The sequence below is a fragment of the Streptomyces sp. BBFR25 genome (assembly GCF_044590125.1).
In the GTDB taxonomy this organism is placed as follows: domain Bacteria; phylum Actinomycetota; class Actinomycetes; order Streptomycetales; family Streptomycetaceae; genus Streptomyces; species Streptomyces canus_D.
The window spans coordinates 2,856,059-2,879,191 of sequence record NZ_CP172447.1 but is presented as its reverse complement, the minus strand read 5'-3'; the positions used below and the strand labels follow the sequence as shown (position 1 = coordinate 2,879,191).

Genomic DNA, 23,133 nt, shown 5'->3' with positions numbered 1-23,133 from the left:
CCCTCCCGGAGGGGCGCGCCCGTCGCGGAGGATGGACGCGTGCAGGCACCCACCGAGGCAACGTCCCGCCCCCGGGTCGGCGAGCGGATCATGGCCGTCATCAACCGCGATCCCCTCACCGCCCCCCACGGCACCCGCAACGACGCCGTGCTGGCCGCGGTGCTGCTCGGCGTCGCCGTCTGCCTGGCGCTGTTCACCGACGAGGGCCGCCGCCCGGACGCGGTGGGCTGGACGCTGCTGGTCGCCGCGCACGTCCCGATCGTGTGGCGGCGGCGCCGCCCGCTGCTGGTCCTCGCGGCGCTCATGGTCCTGGTCGTGCCCTATCACGCGATGGACAACAACCACACCGCCGTGGGCCCCGCCTCCTACGTGGTGCTGTACACGCTGGCCGTCACCGGCCGTCCCCTGCGCACCGTCCTGACCGGCGTCGTGGTCCTCACCGTGTCCGTGAGCATCATGCTCACCGTCAACACCCACCAGGCCCTCGAACTGATCCGCATCTCCGGCTGGGTCATCGCCGTCCTCTTCTGCGGCATCGACGTCCGCTACTACCGCCAGTACGTCGCCTCCATCGTGGAGCGCGCCGAACGCGCCGAACGCACCCGCGAGGAGGAGGCCCGGCGCCGGGTCGCCGAGGAACGCCTGCGCGTCGCCCGGGATTTGCACGACCTGCTGGCGCACAGCATCACCCTGATCGGTGTGCAGACCTCGGTCGCCGCCCACGTCCTGACCGCCGACCCCGAGCGACTGGACCGGGCGGCGGTCGCCAAGGCCCTCGACGAGATCGCCGAGACCTGCCGCTCCGCGCGCGGGGAACTGCGCACCACCCTCGAAGTGCTCAGGGCGCAGGACGCCGCCGCCGTCCCCGACGCCCGCGGCCCGCTGCCCGGGCTGCGCGGCCTGCCCGACCTGGCTCAGAGCGCCCGGCTCGCCGGAGCACGCGTGGACCTGTCGGTGACCGCCGACGAGGTCCCGCCCGCGGTCGGTGCCGCCGTCTACCGCATCACGCAGGAGGCGCTGACCAACGTCGTCCGGCACGCGGGACCGGAACCCTCCGTCCGCGTCGAGGTGCACGCCGGGCCGGGCGCCCTGCGCCTGTCCGTCACCGACGACGGCACCGGACCCGACCCGGCGGGCACCCCCGGCTTCGGCCTCGTCGGCATGCGGGAGCGGGCCCGCAGCGTGGGCGGCACCCTCGACGCCGGACCGCGCGAGGACGCCGACGGCTTCGAGGTGACGGCCGTACTGCCCACCCCCGCCACGCCCCTGACGACGACCACGACGATCACCTCGGAGAGAGCCGGATGACGATACGCGTGCTGCTGGCGGACGACCAGAACCTCGTCCGGGCGGCGTTCGCCCTGCTGGTGGCGTCGGCCCCCGACATGGAGGTCGTCGGCGAGGCCGGCACCGGCCGCCAGGCCGTGGAACTGGCCCGCACCGAACGCGCGGACCTCGTCGTCATGGACGTACGCATGCCCGACCTGGACGGCATCGAGGCGACCCGGCTGATCGCCGCCGACGAGGACCTCGCCGGGGTCCGGGTGCTGGTCCTCACCACCTACGACACCGACGAGAACATCGTGGAGGCGCTGCGCGCGGGCGCCTCCGGATTCCTGGTCAAGGACACCAGGCCCGCCGAACTCCTGGACGCCATCCGCACGGTGACCGCGGGCGACGCCCTCCTCTCACCCGGCCCGACGTCCCGCCTGATCGAACGCTTCCTGCGCAGCCCTTCGGCCCTCCACCCGCCCGGGTCCGGCCCCGACTGCCTGTCGGACCGGGAACGCCAGGTCCTCACCCTGGTGGCCCGGGGCCTCAACAACACGGAGATCGCCGAGGCCCTGGGCCTGAGCCCGCTCACCGCGAAGACCCACGTCAGCCGCATCATGGGCAAACTGGAGGCGCGGGACCGGGCCCAACTGGTGATCGTGGCCTACGAGTCGGGCCTGGTGACGCCGGGTGCGGATCAGCGGCAGTAGACGTCCGCACCCGGCCGCTGCCCGGTCGCCAGGAACCGGGAGACCGTGGCGTCCCCGCAGGCGTTGCCGTTGGCCAGGTAGGCGTCGTGGCCGGTGGCGTCCACGGTCACCATGACGGCGCGCCGACCGAGGGCTTCCCGCATCCGGGTCGCGCCGGTCAGCGGGGTGTTGACGTCCCGCTCGTTCTGGACGAGCAGCACGTTGGACGGCCCCCGGTCGGTGATCCGCACCGGCGCCTCGCGCGGGGGGTACGGCCAGGCCGCGCAGAGCATCGCGTTGCGGGGCATCCCGGCGGTGAGCGGGTACCTGGCGCGGCTCTCGGCGACGTCCTTCTCGTACGAGGCCGTCGTGCGGGGCCAGGCGACGTCGTTGCACAGGACACCGGCGCCCACGGCGGCGACGTTCTGCAGTACGGCCTCGGGCGGTGCCTGGGGCGCGGGCGGCACGGTGCCCTCGGCCGCGGCCCGCATCAGCCGGGCGAGCGTCGGGTAGCGGCTGGGGGCGGCGAAGCTGTCCAGCATGGTCTGGCGCAGCACGTTGCCGTTCAGCTCCTCGGGATTGGCGCCGGGCCACGGGATGGGCTCGCGGTCGAGCCGGGCGGCGAGGCGCAGGAACATCGGCCGTACGTCGGCGGCCCGGTCCGCCACGCGGTCGGGGTTGCCGGGCTCCGACGCCCACGCGGCGAAGTGCGGGAAGGTGTCCTCGACCCCCTGCTCGTGCGCCGCCAGCCAGGCGCGGTTGACCCGGGCCGGGTCGGGGTCGTCGACGCTGTCCAGCACGAACCGGTCGGTGCGGTGCGGGAACAGCTGGGCGTACACGGCCCCGACGTACGTCCCGTACGACACGCCCCACGCGGAGATCCGCCGCTCGCCCAGCGCGGCCCGGAGGCGGTCGATGTCGCGGGCCTCGTTGGCGGTGCTGAGGTGTTTGATCAGCTCACCGCCGTTGCGCGCACAGGCGTCGGCCATGCGCTGGGCGGTGGTCATGTTCCCGTCCACCGAGCCGTCGGGGGCGGGCCAGGGGCGGAGTTTGGAGGTGGCGAGGTCGCCGTACTCGAGTCCGCAGTCGACCGGGGTGGACGGGGCGAGCCCGCGCGGTGCGAACCCGATGAGGTCGTGGGTGTCGCGGACGTCCTGAGGGATCTTCTGCCCCTTCTTCGAGGGGTCGTTCAGGCTCGACCCGCCCGGCCCGCCGGCGATGAGCAGCAAGGTCCCGCGGCGGGCCTCCGGCTTCTCGGCGGGGATGCGGGAGACGGCCATCTCGATGCGGGGGCCGTCGGGGTCGGCGTAGTCCATCGGCACGTCGAGGGTGGCGCACTCCTGCCGGGGGTCCAACCCCGTGCCCTGGCAGGCGGACCAGGTGAGGGCTTCGGGTGTACTCCCGCCCGCCGCGGAGGCGGTCACCGGCGCGGTGACGCCGAGTAGGGCGGTGGACACGCCGACGATGGCGGCGTTGCGGATGCTTCTGCTTCGCTTGCGCTGCGTCATGCGACGAGCCTCGCGGAGCGGAGGGGCTCGCCACATCCGGGTAACGACCCGATGTTTACGGGGGTTTACCCCCAAGGGAAGGCGCTAGGCGGAGCTGACGGTGGTCTCGAAGTTGAGCCAGGACAGGGAGGCGAGGGTGCTGAGTGAGGGGCACAGCTCCCGCAGCTTGGCCGCGTCGGTCTTGGGCGGTGTGGAACTCATCCGGTAGCAGCCCAGCTTGCGGACGGTGTTCACCGATTTCACCACCTGGCCCGCGGACTTCTCGACCTCGGTGTACTCACCGCCGGGGAAGTCCCGCTCGACCTTCTCGACCATGGCTGCGGCCAGCTTCCCGACCGCGGTCAGGTCTTCCCCGCACCCGGCGTCGTCCCAGGCGACGTGGCTGCACATCGGGGACCCGTTCACCTCGTAGGCGATCCTGTAGAGCGGCATCGTCTCCGCCGGGGTCCCGGGTTCGTCGGACGCGGTGACGGACGGGGTCCGGGTCGGTTTCCGGTCGTCGGCCGCCTGCCCGTCATCGCCGCCGCAGGCGGACAGCGTCAGGATCGCCGTGACGGCTGCGGACAGGGCGAGGGCGAATCGGCGCGTGAGCATGGGATCACTCAAGCGCCGGACGAGTTGTTCAGACACCCGGTGCGCAGGACTGAACAACGGTCCGCACGAACTCCGTCCAGGCCGCCGATCCGACGACGATCACGGGACCGCCGGCCACCTTGCTGTCCCGGACGGGTATGACGCCGGGGACTCCGTCGGTGACTTCGAGGCAGTTGCCGCCGTCACCGTTGCTGTACGTGCTCTTGCGCCAGCGGGCGTCGCTCAGGTCGTACTCGCGCATCGTCTGAATTCCTCAGCCGCCGATCGGACCAGGGCGAGGGACGCCTCCGGCGACAGTGCGGCGCCCCTGATCAGATCGTAGGCTCGGCGGGCACGGTGCACCACCGCCGGATCGTCCAGCAGGCTTCCTGAAAACGACGTCTCTGTATAGGCGGTTGGCGGGGCGTCCTCGAACTCCATGAGTCTGAGGGACCCACTGTTGGCAGGGGCGCCCGCCGAGAAGGGCAGGACTTGGAGCAGCACCTTGCGCTCGGCGGCCAACACGCTCATGCGCTCCAGCGCCACCGCCGTCACCTCGGGGCCACCGACGGGGACGCGGAGCACGGTCTCGTGCACCACCGCCCAATACACGGGACGTGTAGCGTCGTCGAGGACCCGTGACCGTTCCACGCGGGCGGCAACTCTGTCTTCGATGAACTCGTCGGCCGCGAACGGATGAGTTGCCAGGGTGAGGGCTCTGGCATAGCCGGGTGTCTGGAGGAGCCCGGGGATCACGGTCGGTTCGAAGTCGCCGACCGTCGTGGCCAGCCGCTCCAGCTCGACCACCCCGGCGAAGTAATCCGCGTACCGCGGATCATCAATCAGCTTCCTGCACAGTCGCTCGAAAATACCGTCGGTTTGTAGCGCCTCGTCGATCCGCTGGGCCACATCCAACTGTGGTTTCCGAATTGCCTGTTCGAACTGGCCGATGTAGCCGCCGGAGACGAAAACCCGTGAGCCCAGCTCTACTTGGGTGATTCCGGCGTCCTCCCGCCGTCGTTTCAGTTCCGTTCCGAAGAACTCCCACGCGGCCTGCCGTGAACCATTGGCCATAACCAACCCCCCTGCGCTGACCTGTACTTGTAGTGCATGTACTCCTGCCGAGTGTAGGCACGTCGCGGCATTCTGGGGGCACGAAGAGTGAAACCGTAAAGGGAAGGGAAAGAGATGGAGGCACGGCACTCGGCGCTCTGCGTCGAAGGAGCGGAGGACACGGTGGAAGAATTGCGCGCGGCGCTCGCGGAGGCAGGAATTACTCTCCCCTCACTCGGGCTCGACCCGGTGAGTCTTGCGCGGGAGGCGCCCTGTCCGCTGGTCGAATTGGGCCGGTGTTCCGTGGAGACCGCGCGGCGCCTCGCGGCGGCGCTGCGATGACGACGACGCCGCCCGTCGGGGTCTACGCCGTGGACACCCGCAGTGGCAGGGTCGGGATCGTGATGGGGTACGAGGGGCCGTACGTGCAGCTGCGGCCGTTCGGCGGGGGACGGGAGTGGGACGCCGAGCCGGGTGACGTACGCCACGCCACCCCGTCCGAGCGGCTCAGCGCGGCGACGGCGTACACCAACGCCCGGAGCCGTGGCGAGGTGCCTTGAAGGATGCGCGAGAATGGGCGGCATGAGTCTGTTCCGCGACGACGGCATCGTGCTGCGCACCCAGAAGCTGGGTGAGGCGGACCGGATCATCACCATGCTCACGCGCGGTCACGGGCGCGTACGCGCCGTGGCGCGCGGGGTGCGGCGCACGAAGTCCAAGTTCGGCGCGCGGCTGGAGCCGTTCTCGCACGTGGACGTGCAGTTCTTCGCGAAGAACAGCGAGCTGGTCGGGCGCGGGCTGCCGCTGTGCACGCAGAGTGAGACCATCGCGCCGTACGGTGGCGGGATCGTGACCGACTACGCGCGGTACACCGCGGGGACCGCCATGCTGGAGACGGCCGAGCGGTTCACCGACCACGAGGGTGAGCCGGCGGTGCAGCAGTACCTGCTGCTGGTCGGCGCGCTCAGGACCCTCGCCCGGGGCGAGCACGCGCCCAACCTGGTGCTCGACGCGTTCCTGCTGCGCTCGCTGGCCGTGAACGGGTACGCCCCGACCTTCGGGGACTGCGCGAAGTGCGGCCTGCCCGGTCCGAACCGGTTCTTCTCGGTCGGCTCGGGCGGCTCCGTCTGCGTCGACTGCCGGGTGCCCGGCAGCGTCGTACCCTCGCCGCAGGCCCTGGAACTGCTCGGGGCGCTGCTCGCGGGAGACTGGGGCACGGCGGACGCGGCCGAACCGCGGTACGTGCGGGAGGGGAGCGGACTGGTCTCCGCCTACCTGCACTGGCACCTGGAGCGGGGACTGCGCTCCCTGCGGTACGTCGAGAAGTAGGAGAGAACCGATATGGCCGTACGCGGGATTCTGGGGCGGCAGCGCCGGGAGTACAGGACGCCGGAGCCGCACCCGTCCGGTGCGCGGCCGCCGAAGCTCGGTGACCTGGTCCCGGAGCATGTGGCGATCGTCATGGACGGCAACGGCCGCTGGGCCAAGGAGCGCGGGCTGCCGCGCACCGAGGGGCACAAGGTCGGCGCCGAGCAGGTCATGGACGTGCTCCAGGGCGCGATCGAGATGGGCGTCGGGAACATCTCCCTGTACGCCTTCTCCACCGAGAACTGGAAGCGCTCGCCGGAGGAGGTGCGGTTCCTGATGAACTTCAACCGCGACTTCATCCGCAAGTCCCGCGACACCCTCGACGAGCTGGGGGTGCGGGTGCGCTGGGCGGGGCGGATGCCCAAACTGTGGAAGTCGGTGGCCAAGGAACTCCAGGTCGCGCAGGAGCAGACCAAGGACAACGACCGGCTCACGCTGTATTTCTGCATGAACTACGGCGGGCGGGCCGAGATCGCCGACGCGGCGCAGGCCCTCGCCGAGGACGTACGGGCAGGGAAGCTCGACCCGTCGAAGGTGAACGAGAAGACGCTCGCGAGGTACCTGTACTACCCGGACATGCCGGACGTGGACCTGTTCCTGCGGCCGAGCGGGGAGCAGCGGACGTCGAACTACCTGATCTGGCAGAGCGCGTACGCCGAGATGGTCTTCCAGGACGTCCTGTGGCCGGACTTCGACCGGCGCGACCTGTGGCGGGCCTGCCTGGAGTTCGCCTCCCGCGACCGCCGTTTCGGCGGCGCCATCCCCAACGAGGAACTCCTCGCCATGGAGGGCCGCAGTACCAAGTAAGCCGCGGGTGGCGGCATCAGCCCGTCCGGTGACAGTCGGCGCAGGTGCCGAAGATCTCCACCGTGTGGGCGACGTTGACGTAGCCGTGCTCCGCCGCGATGGCCTCGGCCCACTTCTCCACCGCGGGGCCCTCCACCTCGACGGCCTTGCCGCAGGCGCGGCAGACCAGGTGGTGGTGATGGTCGCCGGAGGAGCACCGGCGGTAGACGGACTCGCCCTCGGCGGTGCGCAGGACGTCGACCTCGCCGGCGTCGGCGAGGGACTGAAGGGTGCGGTAGACCGTGGTGAGCCCGACCGCGTCGCCCTTGTGCTTGAGCATGTCGTGGAGTTCCTGAGCGCTGCGGAACTCCTCGACCTCCTGAAGGGCGGCCGACACGGCAGCCCGCTGCCGGGTGGCGCGGCCCTTCACGGGCGGTCCAGCGGTGGTCACTGGATTCCTCCTCACGTCTTCGCGGCTTGCCGGGCCATTGTGCCAGCCCGGTTCACCCGCGGTCAGACGCCGACCTCGTCGGCGGCCCCCCTGGTGGCCGGAATCTTGCACTCCGCCGGATCCGCGGCGGGCTGCGCGGCGGCGAGTGCCCGCGCGCGTCGCCGGGCCAGCGGGGCGGCCAGCACGCTCAGCAGGATGAACGCGCCGATGGTGAGCAGCACGATCGTCGCGCCGGGCGGCACGTCCTGGTAGTACGAGGTGACCGTGCCGCCGATGGTCACGCTCACGCCGAGCGCGACGGAGATCGCGAAGGTGGCGGCGAAGCTGCGGGTGAGCTGCTGCGCGGCGGCCACCGGGACCACCATCAGCGCCGACACCAGCAGCAGGCCGACGACGCGCATCGCGACGGTCACCGTGACCGCCGCCGTGATGGCCGTCAGCAGGTTCAGCGCGCGCACCGGCAGGCCCGTGACCCGGGCGAACTCCTCGTCCTGGCTGACGGCGAACAGCTGGCGGCGCAGACCGACGGTGACGAGGACCACGAAGGCGGCCAGCACGCAGATCGCGGTCACGTCGGACTCGGAGACCGTCGACAGGGAGCCGAAGAGGTACGAGGTGAGGTTGGCGTTGGAGCCGCCCGGCGCGAGGTTGATGAACATCACGCCGCCCGCCATGCCGCCGTAGAAGAGCATGGCGAGGGCGATGTCGCCGCGGGTCTTGCCGTACCAGCGGATCAGCTCCATGAGGACCGCGCCGAGGACGGAGACCAGGGTCGCCATCCACACCGGGGACCAGGAGAGCAGGAAGCCGAGGCCGACGCCGGTCATCGCGACGTGGCCGATGCCGTCGCCCATGAGGGCCTGGCGGCGCTGGACCAGGTAGATGCCGATGGCCGGGGCGGTGATGCCGACCAGGACGGCGGCGAGCAGCGCCCGCTGCATGAAGGCGTAGTTCAGGATTTCCATGGGTGCCTTCTCAGCTCAGCAGTCCGGTGCGGACCGGCTCGGCGCCGGCCGGTGCGTGCGGGTGGACGTGGTCGTGGCCGGGCAGCGCGTGCTGGCCGACGGCCTCGGGCGGCGGCCCGTCGTGCAGGACGCAGCCGTCGCGGAGCACCACGGCCCGGTCGATCAGCGGCTCCAGGGGGCCCAGCTCGTGCAGGACGACGAGGACGGTCGTCCCGGCCGCCACCTGCCCCCGCAGCGTCTCGGCCAGCACCTCCTGGGATGCCAGGTCGACGCCCGCCATCGGCTCGTCCATGATCAGCAGTTCGGGTTCGGCGGCGAGCGCGCGGGCGATCAGCACCCGCTGGTGCTGGCCGCCGGAGAGGGCGTTCACCGAGTCCTTGGCGCGGTCCGCCATGCCGACCAGGTCGAGGGCGCGGCGTACGGCCTCGTGGTCGGCCCTCCGCAGGACGCCGAAGCGGGCCCGGGAGAGCCGGCCCGAGGAGACCACCTCGGTCACCGTCGCGGGGACGCCGCCCGCGGCCGTGGTGCGCTGCGGGACGTAGCCCACGCGCGCCCAGTCGCGGAAGCGGCGCCTGGGGGTGCCGAACAGCTCGATCTCCCCGGCCGTGACCGGCACCTGGCCGATGATCGTGCGCACGGCCGTGGACTTGCCCGAGCCGTTGGCGCCGAGCAGCGCGACCACCTGGCCGCGCCGCACGGTGAGGTCGATGCCACGCAGGACGGGGCGTGAGCCCAGCTCGGCGCGGACGCCGCGCAGGGATATGACGGACTCGTCGCTCACGATGTCCTCCGTAACGATCGAACTGCGGGTGGTACTGCTTACTTGGCGCCGAGGGCGGTTTCCAGCGCCTTGAGGTTGGACTCCATGACCCCGAGGTAGTCCTCGCCCTTGGACTTGTCGGTGATGCCCTCCAGCGGATCGAGGACGTCCGTCTTCAGGCCCGCGTCCTTGGCGAGGGTCTTCGCGGTCTTGTCGGACACCAGTGTCTCGTAGAAGACGGTGGTGACGCCGTCGGCCTTGGCCTCCTGCTGGAGCTCCTTGATCCGGGCGGGGCTGGGCTCGCTCTCCGGGTCGAGGCCGTTGATGGCCTCCTGGGTGAGTCCGTAGCGCTCGGCGAGGTAGCCGAAGGCGGCGTGGTTGGTGAAGAAGACCTTGGTGTCGGTCTTCGCCAGACCGTCCTTGTACGCCGTGTTCAGGTCGGCCAGCTTCTTCGCCAGCGCGTCGGCGTTCTTGCGGTAGTCGGCGGCGTTGTCCGGGTCGGCCTTCTCGAAGGACTTGGCGACACCCTCGGCGATCTCGGCGTACTTCACCGGGTCCAGCCAGACGTGCGGGTCGAGCGGGTGCTCCCCGCCCTCGGCGTGCTCCTCCTCGGCGTGCTCGTCCGCGTGCTCCTCGCCGCCGTGGTCGTGGTCGTGCTCGACGTTGCCGTGGTCCTCCAGCTTCGTCAGCGAGGCGGCGTCGATCTTCGTCTTCACGTCGGACTGGCCGATGGCCTCGTCCACGGCGGGCTGGAGGGACTTGAGGTAGAGCACCGCGTCCGCCTCGCCCATCTGGGCGGTCTGCTTGGCGCTCAGCTCCAGGTCGTGCGGCTCCTGGCCGGGCTCGGTGAGCGTGGTGACGTTCACGTGGTCCCCGCCGATCTGCTCGGCGAGGTACTCCATGGGGTAGAACGACGCGACGACGTCGAACTTGTCGGTGTTGCCGGCCGCCGAGCTGTCGCTGGAGCAGGCGGAGAGGGTCCCGAGGCCGAGCGCGGTGGCCGCGGTGACTGCTATGCCGGATATACGGCGTCGTCGTACGTTCATGACACTCATTTTCAACAAATATGGAAACGGTTGTCAACAAGCACCCGATTCCGCAGATGGGAGGCCCCGATTTGGCCGAGGGGCGGCCCACGCCGGTAACCTGAAGCATTCTCTGGAAGCATCTCGCTTCGCCCGCCCGTCTCCCGACCACCACCCCCCATCGAGGCGCTTCGCGCCGCACCAGTCAGTCACCGTCGTCGTAATGAAGAGAGCACCGTGGCCGCCGACAAGATCGACACCATCGTCAGCCTGAGCAAGCGCCGTGGCTTCGTATTCCCCTGCAGTGAGATCTACGGCGGTCAGCGCGCCGCCTGGGACTACGGTCCGCTGGGTGTCGAGCTCAAGGAGAACCTCAAGCGCCAGTGGTGGCGCTACATGGTCACCTCGCGCGAGGACGTCGTCGGTCTCGACTCCTCCGTGATCCTGGCCCCCGAGGTCTGGGTGGCCTCCGGTCACGTCGCCACCTTCACGGACCCGCTGACCGAGTGCACCTCCTGCCACAAGCGGTTCCGCGCGGACCACCTGGAGGAGGCGTACGAGGAGAAGAAGGGCCACGCCCCGGAGAACGGCCTGGCCGACCTCAACTGCCCCAACTGCGGCAACAAGGGCACCTTCACCGAGCCCAAGCAGTTCTCCGGTCTGCTCTCCACCCACCTCGGCCCGACCCAGGACAGCGGCTCCGTCGCCTACCTGCGGCCCGAGACCGCCCAGGGCATCTTCACCAACTTCGCCCAGGTGCAGACCACTTCGCGCCGCAAGCCGCCGTTCGGCATCGCCCAGATGGGCAAGTCCTTCCGTAACGAGATCACGCCCGGCAACTTCATCTTCCGCACCCGCGAGTTCGAGCAGATGGAGATGGAATTCTTCGTCAAGCCGGGCGAGGACGAGAAGTGGCAGGAGTACTGGATGGAGCAGCGCTGGAACTGGTACACCGGTCTCGGCTTGCGCGAGGAGAACATGCGGTGGTACGAGCACCCCGCCGAGAAGCTCTCCCACTACTCCAAGCGCACCGCCGACATCGAGTACCGCTTCCAGTTCGGCGGCAGTGAGTGGGGCGAGCTGGAGGGTGTCGCCAACCGGACCGACTACGACCTCTCCTCGCACGCCAAGGCATCCGGCCAGGACCTCTCCTACTACGACCAGGAGGCCCAGGAGCGCTGGACGCCGTACGTCATCGAGCCGGCGGCCGGTGTCGGGCGCGCCATGCTCGCCTTCCTGCTCGACGCGTACATCGAGGACGAGGCGCCGAACGCCAAGGGCAAGCTGGAGAAGCGGACCGTGCTGCGGCTCGACCCGCGGCTGTCGCCGGTGAAGGTCGCCGTGCTGCCGCTGTCCCGCAACCCCGACCTGTCGCCGAAGGCGAAGGGGCTGGCGCAGGCGCTGCGGCAGAACTGGAACATCGAGTTCGACGACGCGGGCGCGATCGGGCGGCGCTACCGGCGTCAGGACGAGATCGGGACGCCGTTCTGTGTGACCGTCGACTTCGACACGCTGGACGACAACGCGGTGACTGTTCGCGAGCGGGACACGATGAAGCAGGAGCGCGTGTCGCTGGACCAGATCGAGGGGTACCTCGCCTCTCGGCTGGTTGGCTGCTGAACGTCCGTTTGCGTTGAGGTACCAGGGGGCTCCGCCCCCTGGACCCCCGGCCTTTGCCCACCCACCACCCGACTCGGTCGGCTGGTGGGTGGGCGTTTTTGCGTCAGCGGCCCTGGAGTGCCTTCACGTTGTTGCCGAAGGTCCAGTTCTTCGAGCCGTCCCAGTTGAGGGACCAGGTCATCAGGCCCTTGAGGGTGCCGTTGTAGTGGTTCCAGGCCTGGGAGACCAGGGACGGGGGCATGTGGCCGCCGCCCGCGCCGGGCTGGGCGGGCAGGCCCGGGACCTGCTTGTCGTAGGGCACCCGGATCGTCGTGCCCTGGATGACCAGGCCCTTGTTCAGGCAGTCGGTCTGGGCGGTGAAGCCCTGCACGGTGCCGGCCGAGTAGGAGTCGCCGGAACAGCCGTACATGCTGCCGTTGTAGTACTGCATGTTCAGCCACCACAGGCGGCCGTTGTCCGCGTACTTCTTGATGATCGGCAGGTACGCGCCCCAGATCGAGCCGTAGACGACGCTGCCGCCGGTGACGTACGCCGTCTCCGGGGCCATCGTCAGGCCGAAGTTGGCGGGCATGCGGGCCAGGACGCCGTCGATGATGCGGATCAGGTTGGCCTGGGAGGCGGAGAGCTGGTTGATGTTGCCGCTGCCGGTCAGGCCCGTCTCGATGTCGATGTCGATGCCGTCGAAGTTGTACTTCTTGAGGATCGGCACGATCGTGTCGACGAAACGGTCCGCGACCGCGGTCGAGTTGAGGTCGATGCCGGCCGTCGCGCCGCCGATGGAGAGCAGCAGCGTCTGCCCGGACGCCTTGGCCGCGCACATCTCGGCGGGCGTCGCCACCTTCACGCCCGTGTCCATGCCGTCCTCCCACAGGGCCGTCCCGTCGGAGAGGATCACCGGGAAGGCCGCGTTGAGGACGTTGTAGCCGTGGGCGGCGATCTGGGGGTTGGTGATCGGGGTCCAGCCGAAGGGCGGGTGGACGCCGTTGGCGGCGCCGTCCCAGTTCTCCCAGTAGCCCTGGAGGACCTTGCCCGCGGGCTTGGACTTCACGGCGCAGGTGTCGGCGGCCGGGGCTGGTGGGGCAGCCTTCCCGGGAGTCGCCGACGCGGTGGCGCCGGTCAGCGGGACCAGGACGGTGGCCGCCAGTGCGGCGGCCAGTAGACGGAACGTGCGGCGGATCATGCCGGGCCTCCCGGTGGGGGTTCGGTGAGGGAGAGTCGACTCGTGTCGTAGGCATGACAGTGGTTTGGTCCAGACCTTTCGTCAAGAGGTCTGGACCAAGTATCCAAGGAGCGGGTGTGGATCGGGTGGTCGTCAGGCGATCGTCCGGGGCAGGCGCAGGCTCAGCAGGCCGGTCAGCGCCACCCCGGCCAACTGGACCAGCAGCGTCGTCACCAGCGCGTCCCGCATGCCCATGCCCGGGACCAGGGAGAGGAACAGCGTGCCCAGCGTGGCCACGCCCAGGGCCAGGGACGCCTGCTGGGTGGTGACCATGACGCCACCGCCCACGCCGGCCCGTACGGCGGGCACCTCCGACAGGACCACCCGCAGGACGACCGGGAGCTGGAGCGCCTGGCCCGCGCCCGCGACCGCCGCGCCCGGCAGGAGTTCGACCAGGCCGAGGTCGGGCCAGGAACGCCAGGCGGCCAGCGTCATCAGGACCAGGCCCACCCCCTGGAGGGCGGCGCCGACGGGCACCACGCGGGTGCCGTAGCGGGCGACCAGGCGGGGACCGGCGAGGGAGAAGAGGAAGAACACCACCGCGAGCGGCGCCAGCGCCAGACCCGCGGCCACCGGGCCCAGGCCCGCGCCCTGCTGCAAGGCCACCGCGATGACGAACATGAAGCCGCTGAAGCCGATCGAGAACGGCACGATGAGCAGCAGGCCGCGGCGCAGCGAGACGATCGCGAACAGGCTCGGCGGGACCAGTGGCGTACGGCCCGCGCGGTCCGCCCGGCGCTCCACCGCGAAGAACGCCGCCGCCGCGAACGGGAACGCCGCCAGCGACAGCCACGTCCACAGCGGCCAGCCCGCCGCCCGGCCCTCGGTCAGCGGGACCAGCAGGGTCAGGATCGAGGCGGCCAGCAGGAAGGTGCCGGGGACGTCCACCGGCTCGGGGTGCGCGGAGCGGGTCTCCGGGACCGCGCGGGCGGCGAGGAACAGGCCCACGAGGACGACCGGGACGTTCACCAGGAAGACGGAACGCCAGCCGGTGCCCGCGATGTCCGCCGCCACCAGGACGCCGCCCAGGATCTGTCCGGCCACCATCGACAGGCCGGCGGTCGCCCCGTACAGGCTCATGGCCTTCGCGCGCCGGGGACCGGTCGTGGTCGCCTGGATGGTCGCCAGCACCTGTGGCAGCATCGCGGCGGCCGAGGCGCCCTGCGCCACCCGTGCCGCCACCAGCGACCAGGCGTCCGGAGCGAGACCGCAGGCCAGCGAGGTCAGCCCGAAGGCCGCCATGCCGCCCAGGAACAGGCGGCGCCGGCCGAAGAGGTCGCCGAGCCGGCCGCCCAGGACCAGCAGGACGGCGTACGCCACCCCGTATCCGGCGACGACGAGTTCCAGGACCGCCTCGTCCGCGGAGAGGTCCGCGCCGATGGTGGGCAGGGCGACGTTGACGATGAAGAAGTCGACGAGCGGGAGTGCCGCACCCAGCAGCACCGTGAAGAGTCCGAGGCCGCCGAGCGCGGGTGACGCCGAGGGGCCCGTACGGACGGGACGTGAAGTGATGGTTTCGGTCACGTGGTCGAGCCTGCGACGGTTTCCAGGGTGGTACCAGAGTCTCCTTATGCTGGTAGTGGGAGTACCTGGCAACAGGGTCGCGGGCGCGGCATCCTGGAGGCATGACGACGATGACGGGTCGGGAGACGGCCGTCCAGTCCCCGCCCCGGGACACCGGCTCGGAGATCCGGCGGCACGAACTCGCCGCCTTCCTGCGCAGCCGCCGTGAGCGCATCGCGCCCGAGCAGGTCGGGCTGCCCCGCGGACGCCGGCGCCGGACCCCTGGGCTGCGGCGCGAGGAGGTCGCCCAGCTCTCGGCCGTCGGCGTCACCTGGTACACCTGGCTGGAGCAGGCCCGGGACATCCAGGTTTCCGTGCAGGTCCTCGACGCCCTCGCCCGCGCCCTGCTGCTCGACCCCACCGAGCGCGCCCACCTCTTCCAGCTGGCCGGGGCCGTCGACCCGACGCCCGCGAGGGTGTGCCCGGCCATCACACCGGCGGTGCGCGCCCTGCTGGAGCAGTTCGAGCCGTACCCCGCCTGTGTGCAGAACAGCCGGTACGACATCCTCGCGCACAACCGGACCTACGGGCTGCTGCTGTGCGACCTGGACGCGGTGCCGCCCGAGGACCGCAACTGCATGATCCTCTGCTTCACCAACGAGGACTGGCGGTCCTCGATCCCCCACCTGGAGGAGACCCAGCGGCTGATGGCGGCGCGGTTCCGCGCCACGATGGCCGGTCATCTCGCCGAGCCCGCCTGGAAGATGCTGCTCAAGCGGCTGCGCACCCAGTCGCCGGACTTCCGCGAGGCCTGGGAGCGCTACGAGGTCGACGCGCAGCGCGGCAAGCGCAAGGAGTTCCTCAACCGGTACGTCGGCCGGATCCGCGTCGACCACGCCGACCTGTGGCTCGGACCGGAACCCGGGCCCCGGATGGTGACGTACGCACCCGCCGACGAGGTCTCCCGGGAGCGGCTGGAGAAGCTGCACGCGATCGCCCTGGAGCGCGGAGCGGCATCGTCCGGATGAGTGCCCGAAGTGCGGGAACCCGGAGATGTGCGGAAGGTGATGTTCCCGGGGTTTCCACGGCCCGGGGGCCGGGGTTCCCACAGCACGGACAGGGCGAGGACGAAGAGTCATGGCTGAGCAGAAGTCGGCGCGGACACTTCCGCGGCCGTTGCACGCGGCCGCTTCGGCGGTGCGCAAGGTGCCGGGTGCCGAGACGGTGGGCAGGGCCGCAGAAGGCGCGCTGGACAGGATCGGAGCGGTGTCGCCGCGCGGGCGGCGCGTGCTCGTCTACACGGGCGCCGGGGTGCTGGGCGTCGCCGGACTGGTGGAGTGGCCGGTGGCGGCCACCGGAGCGGCGGTGGCCTGGCTGACGCAGTCGCGCGGGCAGGACCGGAACGGGAGCGCGGGCCAGGGCGGCGGCGCGGACACGAAGTCCGACCGGACGCAGGCCCGGAAGACCACCGCCAGGGCGGGCACGGGGAAGACGGGTACGGCGACGACGGACACCGCGAAGACGGGTACGGCCAAGGCGGCCGGGACGAAGACGGCCGCGGCGAAGCGGACCACCGGCGCCAAGAAGACCGCCGCCAAGTCCACGGCGAGCAAGTCCACGGCGAGCAAGACCTCCGCCGCGAAGAAGGCCTCCACCGCGAAGAAGGCCTCCACCGCGAAGAAGACCACCGCGAAGAAGACCGCCGCCGCGAAGAAGACCGCGTCCCCCACTCGGGCCAAGAGCCAGTCCGGGTCCAAGGCGTCGTCGAGCCGGCCCTCCGCCTCCCGCGGGAGCCGGAGCCGCAAGACGGCCGCCGGGTCGCGCACCCGCACGTCCGGCTGAGGGAGAGCCATGGTCGGTGGACTGCTGACGCGCTCCCAGGGCGCCGTCACGGGGCTGGTGCTGGCCGGTCCCCGGCTGCTCGCGCGCGGTACCGCGCCCGCCGTGGGTGCCGCGGCCGGAGCGGCGGCGGGCACCGCGCGGGCCGGTGTGCGCGGCGCCGACTTCGCCGCGCGGGCGGCGCGGGTGGCGCGCGCCGCACTGCCCGGCGGTCCGCGGGACTGGCGGGCCGGACCCCGGGCCCACCTCGCGCTGCGGCCGGCCGCCACGGACCAGGTACGCAAGGCGGGCGGTACGGAGCGGGTGGCGCGGCGGGTGGCGGCGGCCCTGGCCGAGCACCCCGACGTCCTGCTCGCCTACTGGGACACCGGTCTCGCCAGGCTCGTGGTGACCGCGACCGAGGACACGCTCACCGACCGCGTCGTGGACCACGCCGCCGACCTCGCCGAACGCCACGGACTCACCCGGGTGGACCAGAGCGCCGCCGCGGGCCCGGACGACCCGGTGGACGAGACGGACCACCCCGGCGACCCGGCCCCGGTGCGGGTGGCGGCGACCGCGCTCGGCGCCGACGTACTGGGCATCGCCGCCGCCGTGACCGGCGCCCGGTTGCGGCTGCCGCCCACGCCCCGCCTGGTCACCGCCGTGGCGACGCTGCTGCGCGAGAACCCGGCCTTCCGCGCCTGGCTGCGCGAGCGGCTCGGCGACCACCGCATGGAGGTGGCGCTGGCCGCCGCCAACGCAGCCGTCCACGGCGCCGGGCAGAGCCCCACCTCGCTGGTGCTCGACGGGGCGCTGCGCGCCTGCCAGTTGGCGGAGGCGGTGGCGCGCGGGGCCGCCTTCGAGGTCGTGCACGACCAGCTGTGCGTCCCCGGCCGGGGCAGCCTGCCCGCCGTACCCGCCCTGCGCCCGGCGCCGCGCACCTCACCGGCCCAGGACTACGCCGCCCACGCCTCGGCGGGCAGTGTGGCGGGCGCCGCCGCGACCCTGCTGGTCAAGCACGCCGTGTCCGAGGCGGCGGAGGCGGTGCTCGCCGGTTCGCCCAAGGCCGCGCGCTACGGGCCCGCCGCCTTCCACGCCGTACTGAGCGCCGCGCTGTCCCGCACCGGTGTGCTCGTGCGCGACCCCGGGCGGCTGCGGCAGCTGGAGATGGCCCGCACGGTCGTGCTGCACCCCAGCGCGCTGCGGGTGCCGGACGCGGGCGCCGACCCGTGGACCGAGGACGTGCTGGACGCGGCACGGCGCGCGGGACTGCGCGTGGTCATGGTCGAGGACCCGGCCCTGGCCGACTTCACCGGCCTCGCCGACCAGGTCGTCGCCGCCCGGCGCCCGCTCGCGGACGTCGTGGCCGAGCTGCGCGCCGAGGGCGGCGTCATCACCGTCGTACGGCCACTGCCCGGCGACGACGGCTCCGTCGCGGCCGGGCTGCTCGCCGGGGACGTGGCGGTCGCGCTGGCCGACGCGGACTGCCCGGTGGCCTGGGGCGCGGACGTGCTCGCACCGCAGGGTCTCGCCGACGTGTGGCGGGTGCTGCGGGCGGTGCCGGTGTCCCGCGCGGTCGGGAGCCGGTCGCAGACGCTGGCCCGGTCCGGGGCCGCGCTGTCCGGACTGCTGGTGGCGGTCGGCGAGGCGCGCGGCAGGAGCCGGGGCGGCGCGTCGTCGCTGCTGGGGATGCGGCACGCGCCGGTGGACGCGGGCGCGGCGGTGGCCCTGCTGTCCGGGACGCGGGCCGCGATCGGCGTGGCGATGGCCCGCGCCCCGCACCCCCGGGCCCGGGTGGCGTGGCACGCGCTGGACCCGGACGACGTACGGGAGCGGCTGGAGCGGGAGAGCGAGCCGGAGCCGACCGCCGTGGAGCAGGCCACCGCCCGGCTGCGCGCCGCCGCCGACCGGGCGGGCCGGGTGCCCGTGCTGGCGCCGGTCCGCTGGTCGTGGCAGCTGGCCCGCGCCGTACGCGGGGAGCTGGACGATCCGCTCACCCCCGTGCTCGCGGTGGGCTCGGCCGCCTCCGCGATCCTCGGGTCGGTCGTCGACGCGCTGCTCGTCGTCGGCGCCCTCGACCTGAACGCGCTGGTCGGCGGCTTCCAGCGGCTGCGCGCCGAGCGGGCGCTGTCCGGGCTGCTGGCGGAGCAGAAGCAGAAGGCCCGGGTCACCGAGGAGCAACTCGGCCCGGACAGCGCGGAGTTCGCGGCGGAAGGCGAGCCGCGGATCGTGGACGCGGCCAAGCTGCATCCCGGCCACGTGATCGAGCTGAAGGCGGACGACGTGGTGCCCGCCGACGCCCGGCTGCTGTGGGAGGACGGCCTGGAGGTGGACGAGTCCGCGCTGACCGGTGAGTCGCTGCCGGTGGACAAGTGCGTGGACCCGGTGCCCCGCGCCCCCGTCGCGGAGCGGTACTGCATGGTCTTCGAGGGCACGACCGTGGTGGCCGGGCGGGCCCGCGCCGTCGTCGTCGACACCGGCGACCACACCGAGGCGGCGCGGGCGGTCGCGCTGGCGGCCCGCACACCGTCGGCGGCCGGGGTGCAGGCCAGGCTCCAGGAGCTGACCCGCAAGGCGCTGCCGCTCACCCTGGCGGGCGGGGCCGCGGTGACCGGGCTCTCGCTGCTGCGCGGGGCGCCGATCCGGCAGGCCGTCGCCGGTGGCGTGTCGGTGGCGGTGGCCGCCGTGCCCGAGGGGCTGCCGCTGGTCGCGACGGTGGCCCAGCTCGCCGCGGCCCGCCGCCTCAGCCGCCGGGGCGTCCTGGTGCGCACCCCGCGCACCCTGGAGGCGCTCGGCCGGATGGACACCATCTGCTTCGACAAGACGGGCACCCTCACCGAGAACAAGCTGCGGCTGTCGCGGGTCGCGGGCACTGACGGCACGGTCCGCCGGGTGGGCGAGGCGGAGACCGCCGACGCCGTACGGGTCGCCGCGCGCGCCTGCCCCCGGCTGAACGGCGACGGCGCCCGCCCCACCCACGCCACCGACGAGGCCGTCCTGGACGCGGCCGGGGACGACCCCGACTGGCGGCAGGAGGAGGGCCTGCCCTTCGAGACCTCCCGCGGCTACGCCGCCGCCGTCGGACGCGAGGGCGGGCGAGGCCCCGCCGTGCTGGTGGTCAAGGGCGCCCCGGAGACGGTGCTGCCCGCCTGCGCCGACCTGCCGGCGCACACCTCGGAGGTGGCGCAGCGCCTCGCCGGTGCCGGACTGCGCATCATCGCGGTGGCGCGGCGGACCCTGGCCAAGGGCGAGAAGGCGGCCGACGTCCTCGAACAGCCGCCGTCGGAGCTGGAGTTCACCGGACTGCTCGCGCTGGCCGACGTGCCCCGCGAGACCTCCCCGGCGCTGGTGCGCGGGCTGCGCGAGGCGGGCGTACGGCCCGTGGTGCTGACCGGCGACCATCCGCAGACCGCCCACGCCATCGCCGTCGACCTGGGCTGGCCCGAGGACGCGGTCGTGGTCACCGGCGACGAACTCGCCGCCGCCGACCGCACCGCCCGCTCCCGGATGCTGCGCGACGCGGACGTGGTGGCCCGGGTGGCGCCCGAGCAGAAGCTCCTGGTCGTGGAGTCGCTGCGGGACGCCGGGCGGGTCGTCGGCATGGTCGGCGACGGCGCCAACGACGCCGCCGCGATCCGGGCCGCCGACATCGGCGTCGGCATCAGCGCCCGCGGCTCGGCCGCCGCCCGCAACGCCGCCGACCTGGTGGTGACGGGCGACGACCTGCTGGTGCTGGTGGAGGCGGTGCGGGAGGGCCGGGCGCTGTGGCACAGCGTCGCCGACGCCATCGCCATCCTGATCGGCGGCAACGCGGGCGAGGTCGGCTTCGGCATCCTCGGCACGGTGCTGGGCGGCGCCGCGCCGCTGTCCACCCGCCAGATGCTGCTGGTCAACCTGTTCACCGACCTGTTCCCGGCGATGGCGGTCGCGGTGACCAAGACGGGGGACCCGGAGCAGGAGGCCGCCGACGCGGGCGCGCCGCTCGGCACGGCGGTGCTGGGCGAGCCCCTCATCCGGCAGATCCGGCACCGGGCGCTGACCACGGCGCTGGGGGCGACCGCGGCCTGGCTCCTCGGCCGCTTCACGCCGGGCACGCAGCGCCGCTCGACGACCATGGCCCTGTGCGCGGTCGTCGGCACGCAACTCGCCCAGACGCTCGCCGACCGCCGGGACAGCCGCCTGGTCCAGGTCACCTCCCTGGGCTCCGCCGCCGCCCTGGTCGCCCTGGTCCAGACCCCGGGCGCCAGCCGCCTCTTCGGCTGCACCCCACTGGGGCCGGTCGCGTGGACGGGCGTGGCCGCGGCGATCGCGCTGGCGCTGGCGGGGCAGCAGGCGCTGCCGGGCGTCGAGGACGCGATCGTGAAGTACTGGCCGCAGGTGGCGGAGCGGCTGCCGGTGGCGAAATCGAGTGCGGGGCCGCAGGGCGCGAGGGGATGATGCGCGGGTCCGCCGTCGTCGGCCGAAAGGCGTGTGCGTGCTTCCCCTGGACGAGATCCGGACGCTGCTGAGCGCACACGACGACCCGGACCACCGGGAACGGCCCCGGGACTTCGACCCGCGGGCCGCGGTGCGGCGCTTCGATCTGCTCACGGGCGCGCTCAGGCGGCGTTTCGGGCCGTCCGTCCGGGCGGGGCTCTACCAGGACTCCAGCGCGTGCGGAGGGTGCTCGGTCCCCGCGGACGGCACCGGCCCCGCCGGGGGACTGTGGGTCGAGCTGAGCAACTTCGGCGGCTTCGTCACCGCCGGGACGGGCGCCCACTGGACCGCGGACTCCGCTACGGGCCTGAGCGGGGAGTTCGTGACGTGGCTGGACGAGGTGTGCACGGCGGCGGGGTGCGTCCTCGTCCCGCTCGACGTGCTGATGGAGCCGTACGACGGCCCGACCCCGACCCTGGTGGACGAGGACCGGGTCTTCGTGGAGACACTCGCCGCGCTCGGACACGACGACGAGGACGACGAGGACGACGAGGACGCGGACGACGAGGGCGACGCGGACGACGACCTGCGGGCGGTCTGGGCCGACCGGTACTTCGACTACGTCTGAGGCGCCGTCACGCCTGCGTCCGCGCCGCCTCCCGCACCTCGGGCGACTGAAGGCGCTCGGCCGTGCGCTCCGCCGTGCCACGGGCCCAGCGGCCGCTCGTGACGGCGCCCAGGACGAGGACCGCGAGGCCGCAGGCGGCCAGGATCCACCAGCCGGGGCGGGCGGCGGCGACGAACGTGTCGCGGTACGACGACGCGCCCACGCCCGCCGCCAGCACCGCGCCGATCACCGCCACGCCGAGCGTCTGGCCCAGCTGGCGGCTGGTCGAGGCGACGGCCGCCGCGACCCCGGCCTGGGAGCGCGGCATGCCGGACACCGCGGTGTTGGTGATGGGCGCGTTGACGAAGCCGAAGCCGATGCCGAACAGGACGTAGCCGACGAAGAGCGTGACGTCGGAGGTCTCGGCCTCGAAGGCGGCGAACAGCGTCCCGCTCACGGTCAGCGCGCCGCCCGCGATCAGCAGGGGCAGGCGCGGCCCCCGGCTGCCGACCAGTCGGCCGGAGAGCGGGGCGCACAGGAAGGTCGGGACGGCCATCGGCAGCATCCACAGGCCGGCCTCCAGGGCGCTCAGCCCGCGCACGTTCTGCAGGTAGAGCGTGGACAGGAACAGGAAGCCGCCCAGCGCGGCGAACGCGCTGACCGCGATCACGGTGGCCCCGCTGAACGGCGCCGACCGGAAGAAGCGCAGCTCGACGAGAGGGTCGGTGCGACGGGGCTCGTGGACGAGCAGGCCGATCAGCGCGGCGAGCGCCAGCACGGCGAAGGGCAGCACGGTCGTGAACCCGGCGTTCGGCGCCTCGATGATCGCGTACGTCAGGGAGCCGAACAGCACGATCACCATCAGCTGGCCCAGCGGTTCGGGGCGGCGGGCCTTGGGCGCGCGGGACTCGGGGACGAAGCGGAGGGTGAGCAGGAGGGCGGCGAGGCCCACCGGCAGGTTGACCCAGAAGATCGAGCGCCAGCCGACCGACTCCACGAGCACCCCGCCCACCAGCGGCCCCGCGGCCATGGATATGCCGACCACCGCGCCCCAGACGCCGATCGCGCGGGCGCGCTCGCGCGGGTCGGTGAAGGTGTTGGTGATGATCGACATCGCGACCGGGTTGAGCATCGAACCGCCCACCGCCTGCATCATCCGGAAGACGATCAGCGAGGACAGGTCCGGGGCCAGCGAGCACAGCAGCGAACCGAGGGTGAAGAGCACCAGGCCGGTCATGAAGACCCGCTTGCGGCCGATCCGGTCGGCGGTGGAGCCGGCCAGCATCAGCAGCGCGGCCAGCACCAGCGTGTACGCGTCGATCGCCCACTGCAGGCCCGACGTGCTCGCGTGCAGGTCGCGCTGCATGGACGGGAGGGCGACGTTGAGGATCGTGTTGTCGATACTCACGATCAGCAGGCTCATGCAGCAGATGGCGAGCACGAGCATGCGGCGGCGATGGGTCGGCTCGGGCATGACCTCCATCGTACGCGCGTTTC

General features: G+C 72.5%; 22 protein-coding genes. 11 read left to right on the top strand and 11 right to left on the bottom strand.

What is annotated here, in order from left to right:
* Positions 1–39: 39 nt before the first annotated feature.
* Positions 40–1,308 carry a sensor histidine kinase gene (locus tag ACGH52_RS13100; RefSeq protein WP_059302572.1) on the top strand — a complete coding sequence of 423 codons (1,269 nt, stop codon included), beginning with the start codon at positions 40–42 and terminating at the stop codon, positions 1,306–1,308.
* Positions 1,305–1,982, top strand: coding sequence for a response regulator transcription factor (locus tag ACGH52_RS13095; protein ID WP_171987162.1), 678 nt, complete (start codon positions 1,305–1,307; stop codon positions 1,980–1,982). Before ACGH52_RS13100 ends, ACGH52_RS13095 begins: the two co-directional genes overlap by 4 nt.
* Here ACGH52_RS13095 and ACGH52_RS13090 read toward each other — a convergent pair.
* The 4 genes from ACGH52_RS13090 to ACGH52_RS13075 all read right to left on the bottom strand — a co-directional run bounded on the left by ACGH52_RS13090 (position 1,970) and on the right by ACGH52_RS13075 (position 5,116).
* Positions 1,970–3,469 (bottom strand): alpha/beta hydrolase, encoded by a 1,500-nt coding sequence (locus tag ACGH52_RS13090; protein WP_399939247.1) that lies wholly within the window; start codon positions 3,467–3,469, stop codon positions 1,970–1,972. The two genes, ACGH52_RS13095 and ACGH52_RS13090, sit on opposite strands and share 13 nt — an antisense overlap.
* A gap of 84 nt (positions 3,470–3,553) precedes the next feature.
* Positions 3,554–4,063, bottom strand: a complete 510-nt coding sequence (locus ACGH52_RS13085; RefSeq protein ID WP_399939244.1) for a hypothetical protein — start codon at positions 4,061–4,063, stop codon at positions 3,554–3,556.
* Between the two features lie 28 nt (positions 4,064–4,091).
* Positions 4,092–4,304 (bottom strand): DUF397 domain-containing protein, encoded by a 213-nt coding sequence (locus tag ACGH52_RS13080; protein ID WP_210975601.1) that lies wholly within the window; start codon positions 4,302–4,304, stop codon positions 4,092–4,094.
* Entirely contained in the window at positions 4,286–5,116 is an 831-nt protein-coding gene (locus ACGH52_RS13075) for a helix-turn-helix domain-containing protein (protein ID WP_399939239.1), read from the bottom strand. The genes ACGH52_RS13080 and ACGH52_RS13075 overlap by 19 nt, the downstream gene beginning before the upstream one ends.
* 114 nt (positions 5,117–5,230) lie before the next feature.
* Between ACGH52_RS13075 and ACGH52_RS13070 the strand changes: the two genes are divergently transcribed.
* The 4 genes from ACGH52_RS13070 to ACGH52_RS13055 are packed head-to-tail and all read left to right on the top strand — an operon-like array spanning position 5,231 to position 7,270.
* Entirely contained in the window at positions 5,231–5,437 is a 207-nt protein-coding gene (locus tag ACGH52_RS13070) for a hypothetical protein (protein ID WP_076974259.1), read from the top strand.
* A complete protein-coding gene (locus tag ACGH52_RS13065; RefSeq protein WP_076974258.1) occupies positions 5,434–5,655 on the top strand; it encodes a hypothetical protein in 222 nt (73 codons plus the stop codon). Before ACGH52_RS13070 ends, ACGH52_RS13065 begins: the two co-directional genes overlap by 4 nt.
* 22 nt (positions 5,656–5,677) lie before the next feature.
* A complete protein-coding gene (recO, locus tag ACGH52_RS13060; protein ID WP_059302592.1) occupies positions 5,678–6,424 on the top strand; it encodes a DNA repair protein RecO in 747 nt (248 codons plus the stop codon).
* Positions 6,425–6,436: 12 nt separating this feature from the next.
* Positions 6,437–7,270 (top strand): isoprenyl transferase, encoded by an 834-nt coding sequence (locus ACGH52_RS13055; RefSeq protein ID WP_121704696.1) that lies wholly within the window; start codon positions 6,437–6,439, stop codon positions 7,268–7,270.
* Positions 7,271–7,286: 16 nt separating this feature from the next.
* Here ACGH52_RS13055 and ACGH52_RS13050 read toward each other — a convergent pair whose 3' ends face one another.
* The 4 genes from ACGH52_RS13050 to ACGH52_RS13035 form a co-directional block, all read right to left on the bottom strand.
* Positions 7,287–7,700: a Fur family transcriptional regulator gene (locus ACGH52_RS13050; protein WP_121704695.1), complete on the bottom strand. Its 414-nt coding sequence runs from the start codon at positions 7,698–7,700 to the stop codon at positions 7,287–7,289.
* Positions 7,701–7,762: 62 nt separating this feature from the next.
* A complete protein-coding gene (locus ACGH52_RS13045) occupies positions 7,763–8,665 on the bottom strand; it encodes a metal ABC transporter permease (RefSeq protein ID WP_399939234.1) in 903 nt (300 codons plus the stop codon).
* A gap of 10 nt (positions 8,666–8,675) precedes the next feature.
* On the bottom strand, positions 8,676–9,446 hold the full coding sequence (locus tag ACGH52_RS13040) for a metal ABC transporter ATP-binding protein (RefSeq protein ID WP_399939231.1): 771 nt from the start codon (positions 9,444–9,446) through the stop codon (positions 8,676–8,678).
* 38 nt (positions 9,447–9,484) lie between these two features.
* On the bottom strand, positions 9,485–10,471 hold the full coding sequence (locus tag ACGH52_RS13035) for a zinc ABC transporter substrate-binding protein (protein WP_399939228.1): 987 nt from the start codon (positions 10,469–10,471) through the stop codon (positions 9,485–9,487).
* A 216-nt stretch (positions 10,472–10,687) separates the two neighbouring features.
* On the opposite strand from ACGH52_RS13035, the gene ACGH52_RS13030 reads away from it, so the two are divergent.
* Positions 10,688–12,070, top strand: coding sequence for a glycine--tRNA ligase (locus ACGH52_RS13030; protein ID WP_121704691.1), 1,383 nt, complete (start codon positions 10,688–10,690; stop codon positions 12,068–12,070).
* Positions 12,071–12,173: 103 nt separating this feature from the next.
* Here the strand turns inward: ACGH52_RS13030 and ACGH52_RS13025 are convergent, their stop codons facing one another.
* The gene (locus ACGH52_RS13025; protein ID WP_399939225.1) at positions 12,174–13,250 is read right to left on the bottom strand and encodes a chitinase; all 1,077 of its coding nucleotides are present in this window, start codon (positions 13,248–13,250) and stop codon (positions 12,174–12,176) included.
* Between the two features lie 132 nt (positions 13,251–13,382).
* A complete protein-coding gene (locus ACGH52_RS13020) occupies positions 13,383–14,813 on the bottom strand; it encodes an MFS transporter (RefSeq protein WP_076974252.1) in 1,431 nt (476 codons plus the stop codon).
* Between the two features lie 110 nt (positions 14,814–14,923).
* On the opposite strand from ACGH52_RS13020, the gene ACGH52_RS13015 reads away from it, so the two are divergent.
* The 4 genes from ACGH52_RS13015 (at position 14,924) to ACGH52_RS13000 (ending at position 21,657) form a co-directional block, all read left to right on the top strand.
* Positions 14,924–15,820, top strand: coding sequence for a helix-turn-helix domain-containing protein (locus ACGH52_RS13015; protein WP_059302593.1), 897 nt, complete (start codon positions 14,924–14,926; stop codon positions 15,818–15,820).
* A gap of 109 nt (positions 15,821–15,929) precedes the next feature.
* Complete coding sequence (locus ACGH52_RS13010; protein WP_399939222.1) at positions 15,930–16,634, top strand: hypothetical protein; 705 nt, start codon at positions 15,930–15,932, stop codon at positions 16,632–16,634.
* Positions 16,635–16,643: 9 nt separating this feature from the next.
* A complete protein-coding gene (locus ACGH52_RS13005; RefSeq protein ID WP_399939219.1) occupies positions 16,644–21,050 on the top strand; it encodes an HAD-IC family P-type ATPase in 4,407 nt (1,468 codons plus the stop codon).
* Positions 21,051–21,087: 37 nt separating this feature from the next.
* The gene (locus ACGH52_RS13000) at positions 21,088–21,657 is read left to right on the top strand and encodes a hypothetical protein (protein ID WP_399939216.1); all 570 of its coding nucleotides are present in this window, start codon (positions 21,088–21,090) and stop codon (positions 21,655–21,657) included.
* 7 nt (positions 21,658–21,664) lie between these two features.
* On the opposite strand, the gene ACGH52_RS12995 is transcribed toward ACGH52_RS13000, so the two are convergent.
* Positions 21,665–23,110, bottom strand: coding sequence for an MFS transporter (locus ACGH52_RS12995; RefSeq protein ID WP_399939213.1), 1,446 nt, complete (start codon positions 23,108–23,110; stop codon positions 21,665–21,667).
* Between the last annotated feature and the right edge of the window lie 23 nt (positions 23,111–23,133).

What these genes read in the sequence shown, in the direction of transcription:
- ACGH52_RS13095 (WP_171987162.1), top strand. Translation starts at nt 1,305, where the DNA reads ATGACGATACGCGTGCTGCTGGCGGACGACCAGAACCTCGTCCGGGCG.
- ACGH52_RS13090 (WP_399939247.1), bottom strand. Translation starts at nt 3,469, where the DNA reads ATGACGCAGCGCAAGCGAAGCAGAAGCATCCGCAACGCCGCCATCGTC.
- ACGH52_RS13085 (WP_399939244.1), bottom strand. Translation starts at nt 4,063, where the DNA reads ATGCTCACGCGCCGATTCGCCCTCGCCCTGTCCGCAGCCGTCACGGCG.
- ACGH52_RS13080 (WP_210975601.1), bottom strand. Translation starts at nt 4,304, where the DNA reads ATGCGCGAGTACGACCTGAGCGACGCCCGCTGGCGCAAGAGCACGTAC.
- ACGH52_RS13075 (WP_399939239.1), bottom strand. Translation starts at nt 5,116, where the DNA reads ATGGCCAATGGTTCACGGCAGGCCGCGTGGGAGTTCTTCGGAACGGAA.
- ACGH52_RS13070 (WP_076974259.1), top strand. Translation starts at nt 5,231, where the DNA reads ATGGAGGCACGGCACTCGGCGCTCTGCGTCGAAGGAGCGGAGGACACG.
- ACGH52_RS13065 (WP_076974258.1), top strand. Translation starts at nt 5,434, where the DNA reads ATGACGACGACGCCGCCCGTCGGGGTCTACGCCGTGGACACCCGCAGT.
- recO (WP_059302592.1), top strand. Translation starts at nt 5,678, where the DNA reads ATGAGTCTGTTCCGCGACGACGGCATCGTGCTGCGCACCCAGAAGCTG.
- ACGH52_RS13055 (WP_121704696.1), top strand. Translation starts at nt 6,437, where the DNA reads ATGGCCGTACGCGGGATTCTGGGGCGGCAGCGCCGGGAGTACAGGACG.
- ACGH52_RS13045 (WP_399939234.1), bottom strand. Translation starts at nt 8,665, where the DNA reads ATGGAAATCCTGAACTACGCCTTCATGCAGCGGGCGCTGCTCGCCGCC.
- ACGH52_RS13035 (WP_399939228.1), bottom strand. Translation starts at nt 10,471, where the DNA reads ATGAACGTACGACGACGCCGTATATCCGGCATAGCAGTCACCGCGGCC.
- ACGH52_RS13025 (WP_399939225.1), bottom strand. Translation starts at nt 13,250, where the DNA reads ATGATCCGCCGCACGTTCCGTCTACTGGCCGCCGCACTGGCGGCCACC.
- ACGH52_RS13015 (WP_059302593.1), top strand. Translation starts at nt 14,924, where the DNA reads ATGACGGGTCGGGAGACGGCCGTCCAGTCCCCGCCCCGGGACACCGGC.
- ACGH52_RS13010 (WP_399939222.1), top strand. Translation starts at nt 15,930, where the DNA reads ATGGCTGAGCAGAAGTCGGCGCGGACACTTCCGCGGCCGTTGCACGCG.
- ACGH52_RS13005 (WP_399939219.1), top strand. Translation starts at nt 16,644, where the DNA reads ATGGTCGGTGGACTGCTGACGCGCTCCCAGGGCGCCGTCACGGGGCTG.
- ACGH52_RS12995 (WP_399939213.1), bottom strand. Translation starts at nt 23,110, where the DNA reads ATGCCCGAGCCGACCCATCGCCGCCGCATGCTCGTGCTCGCCATCTGC.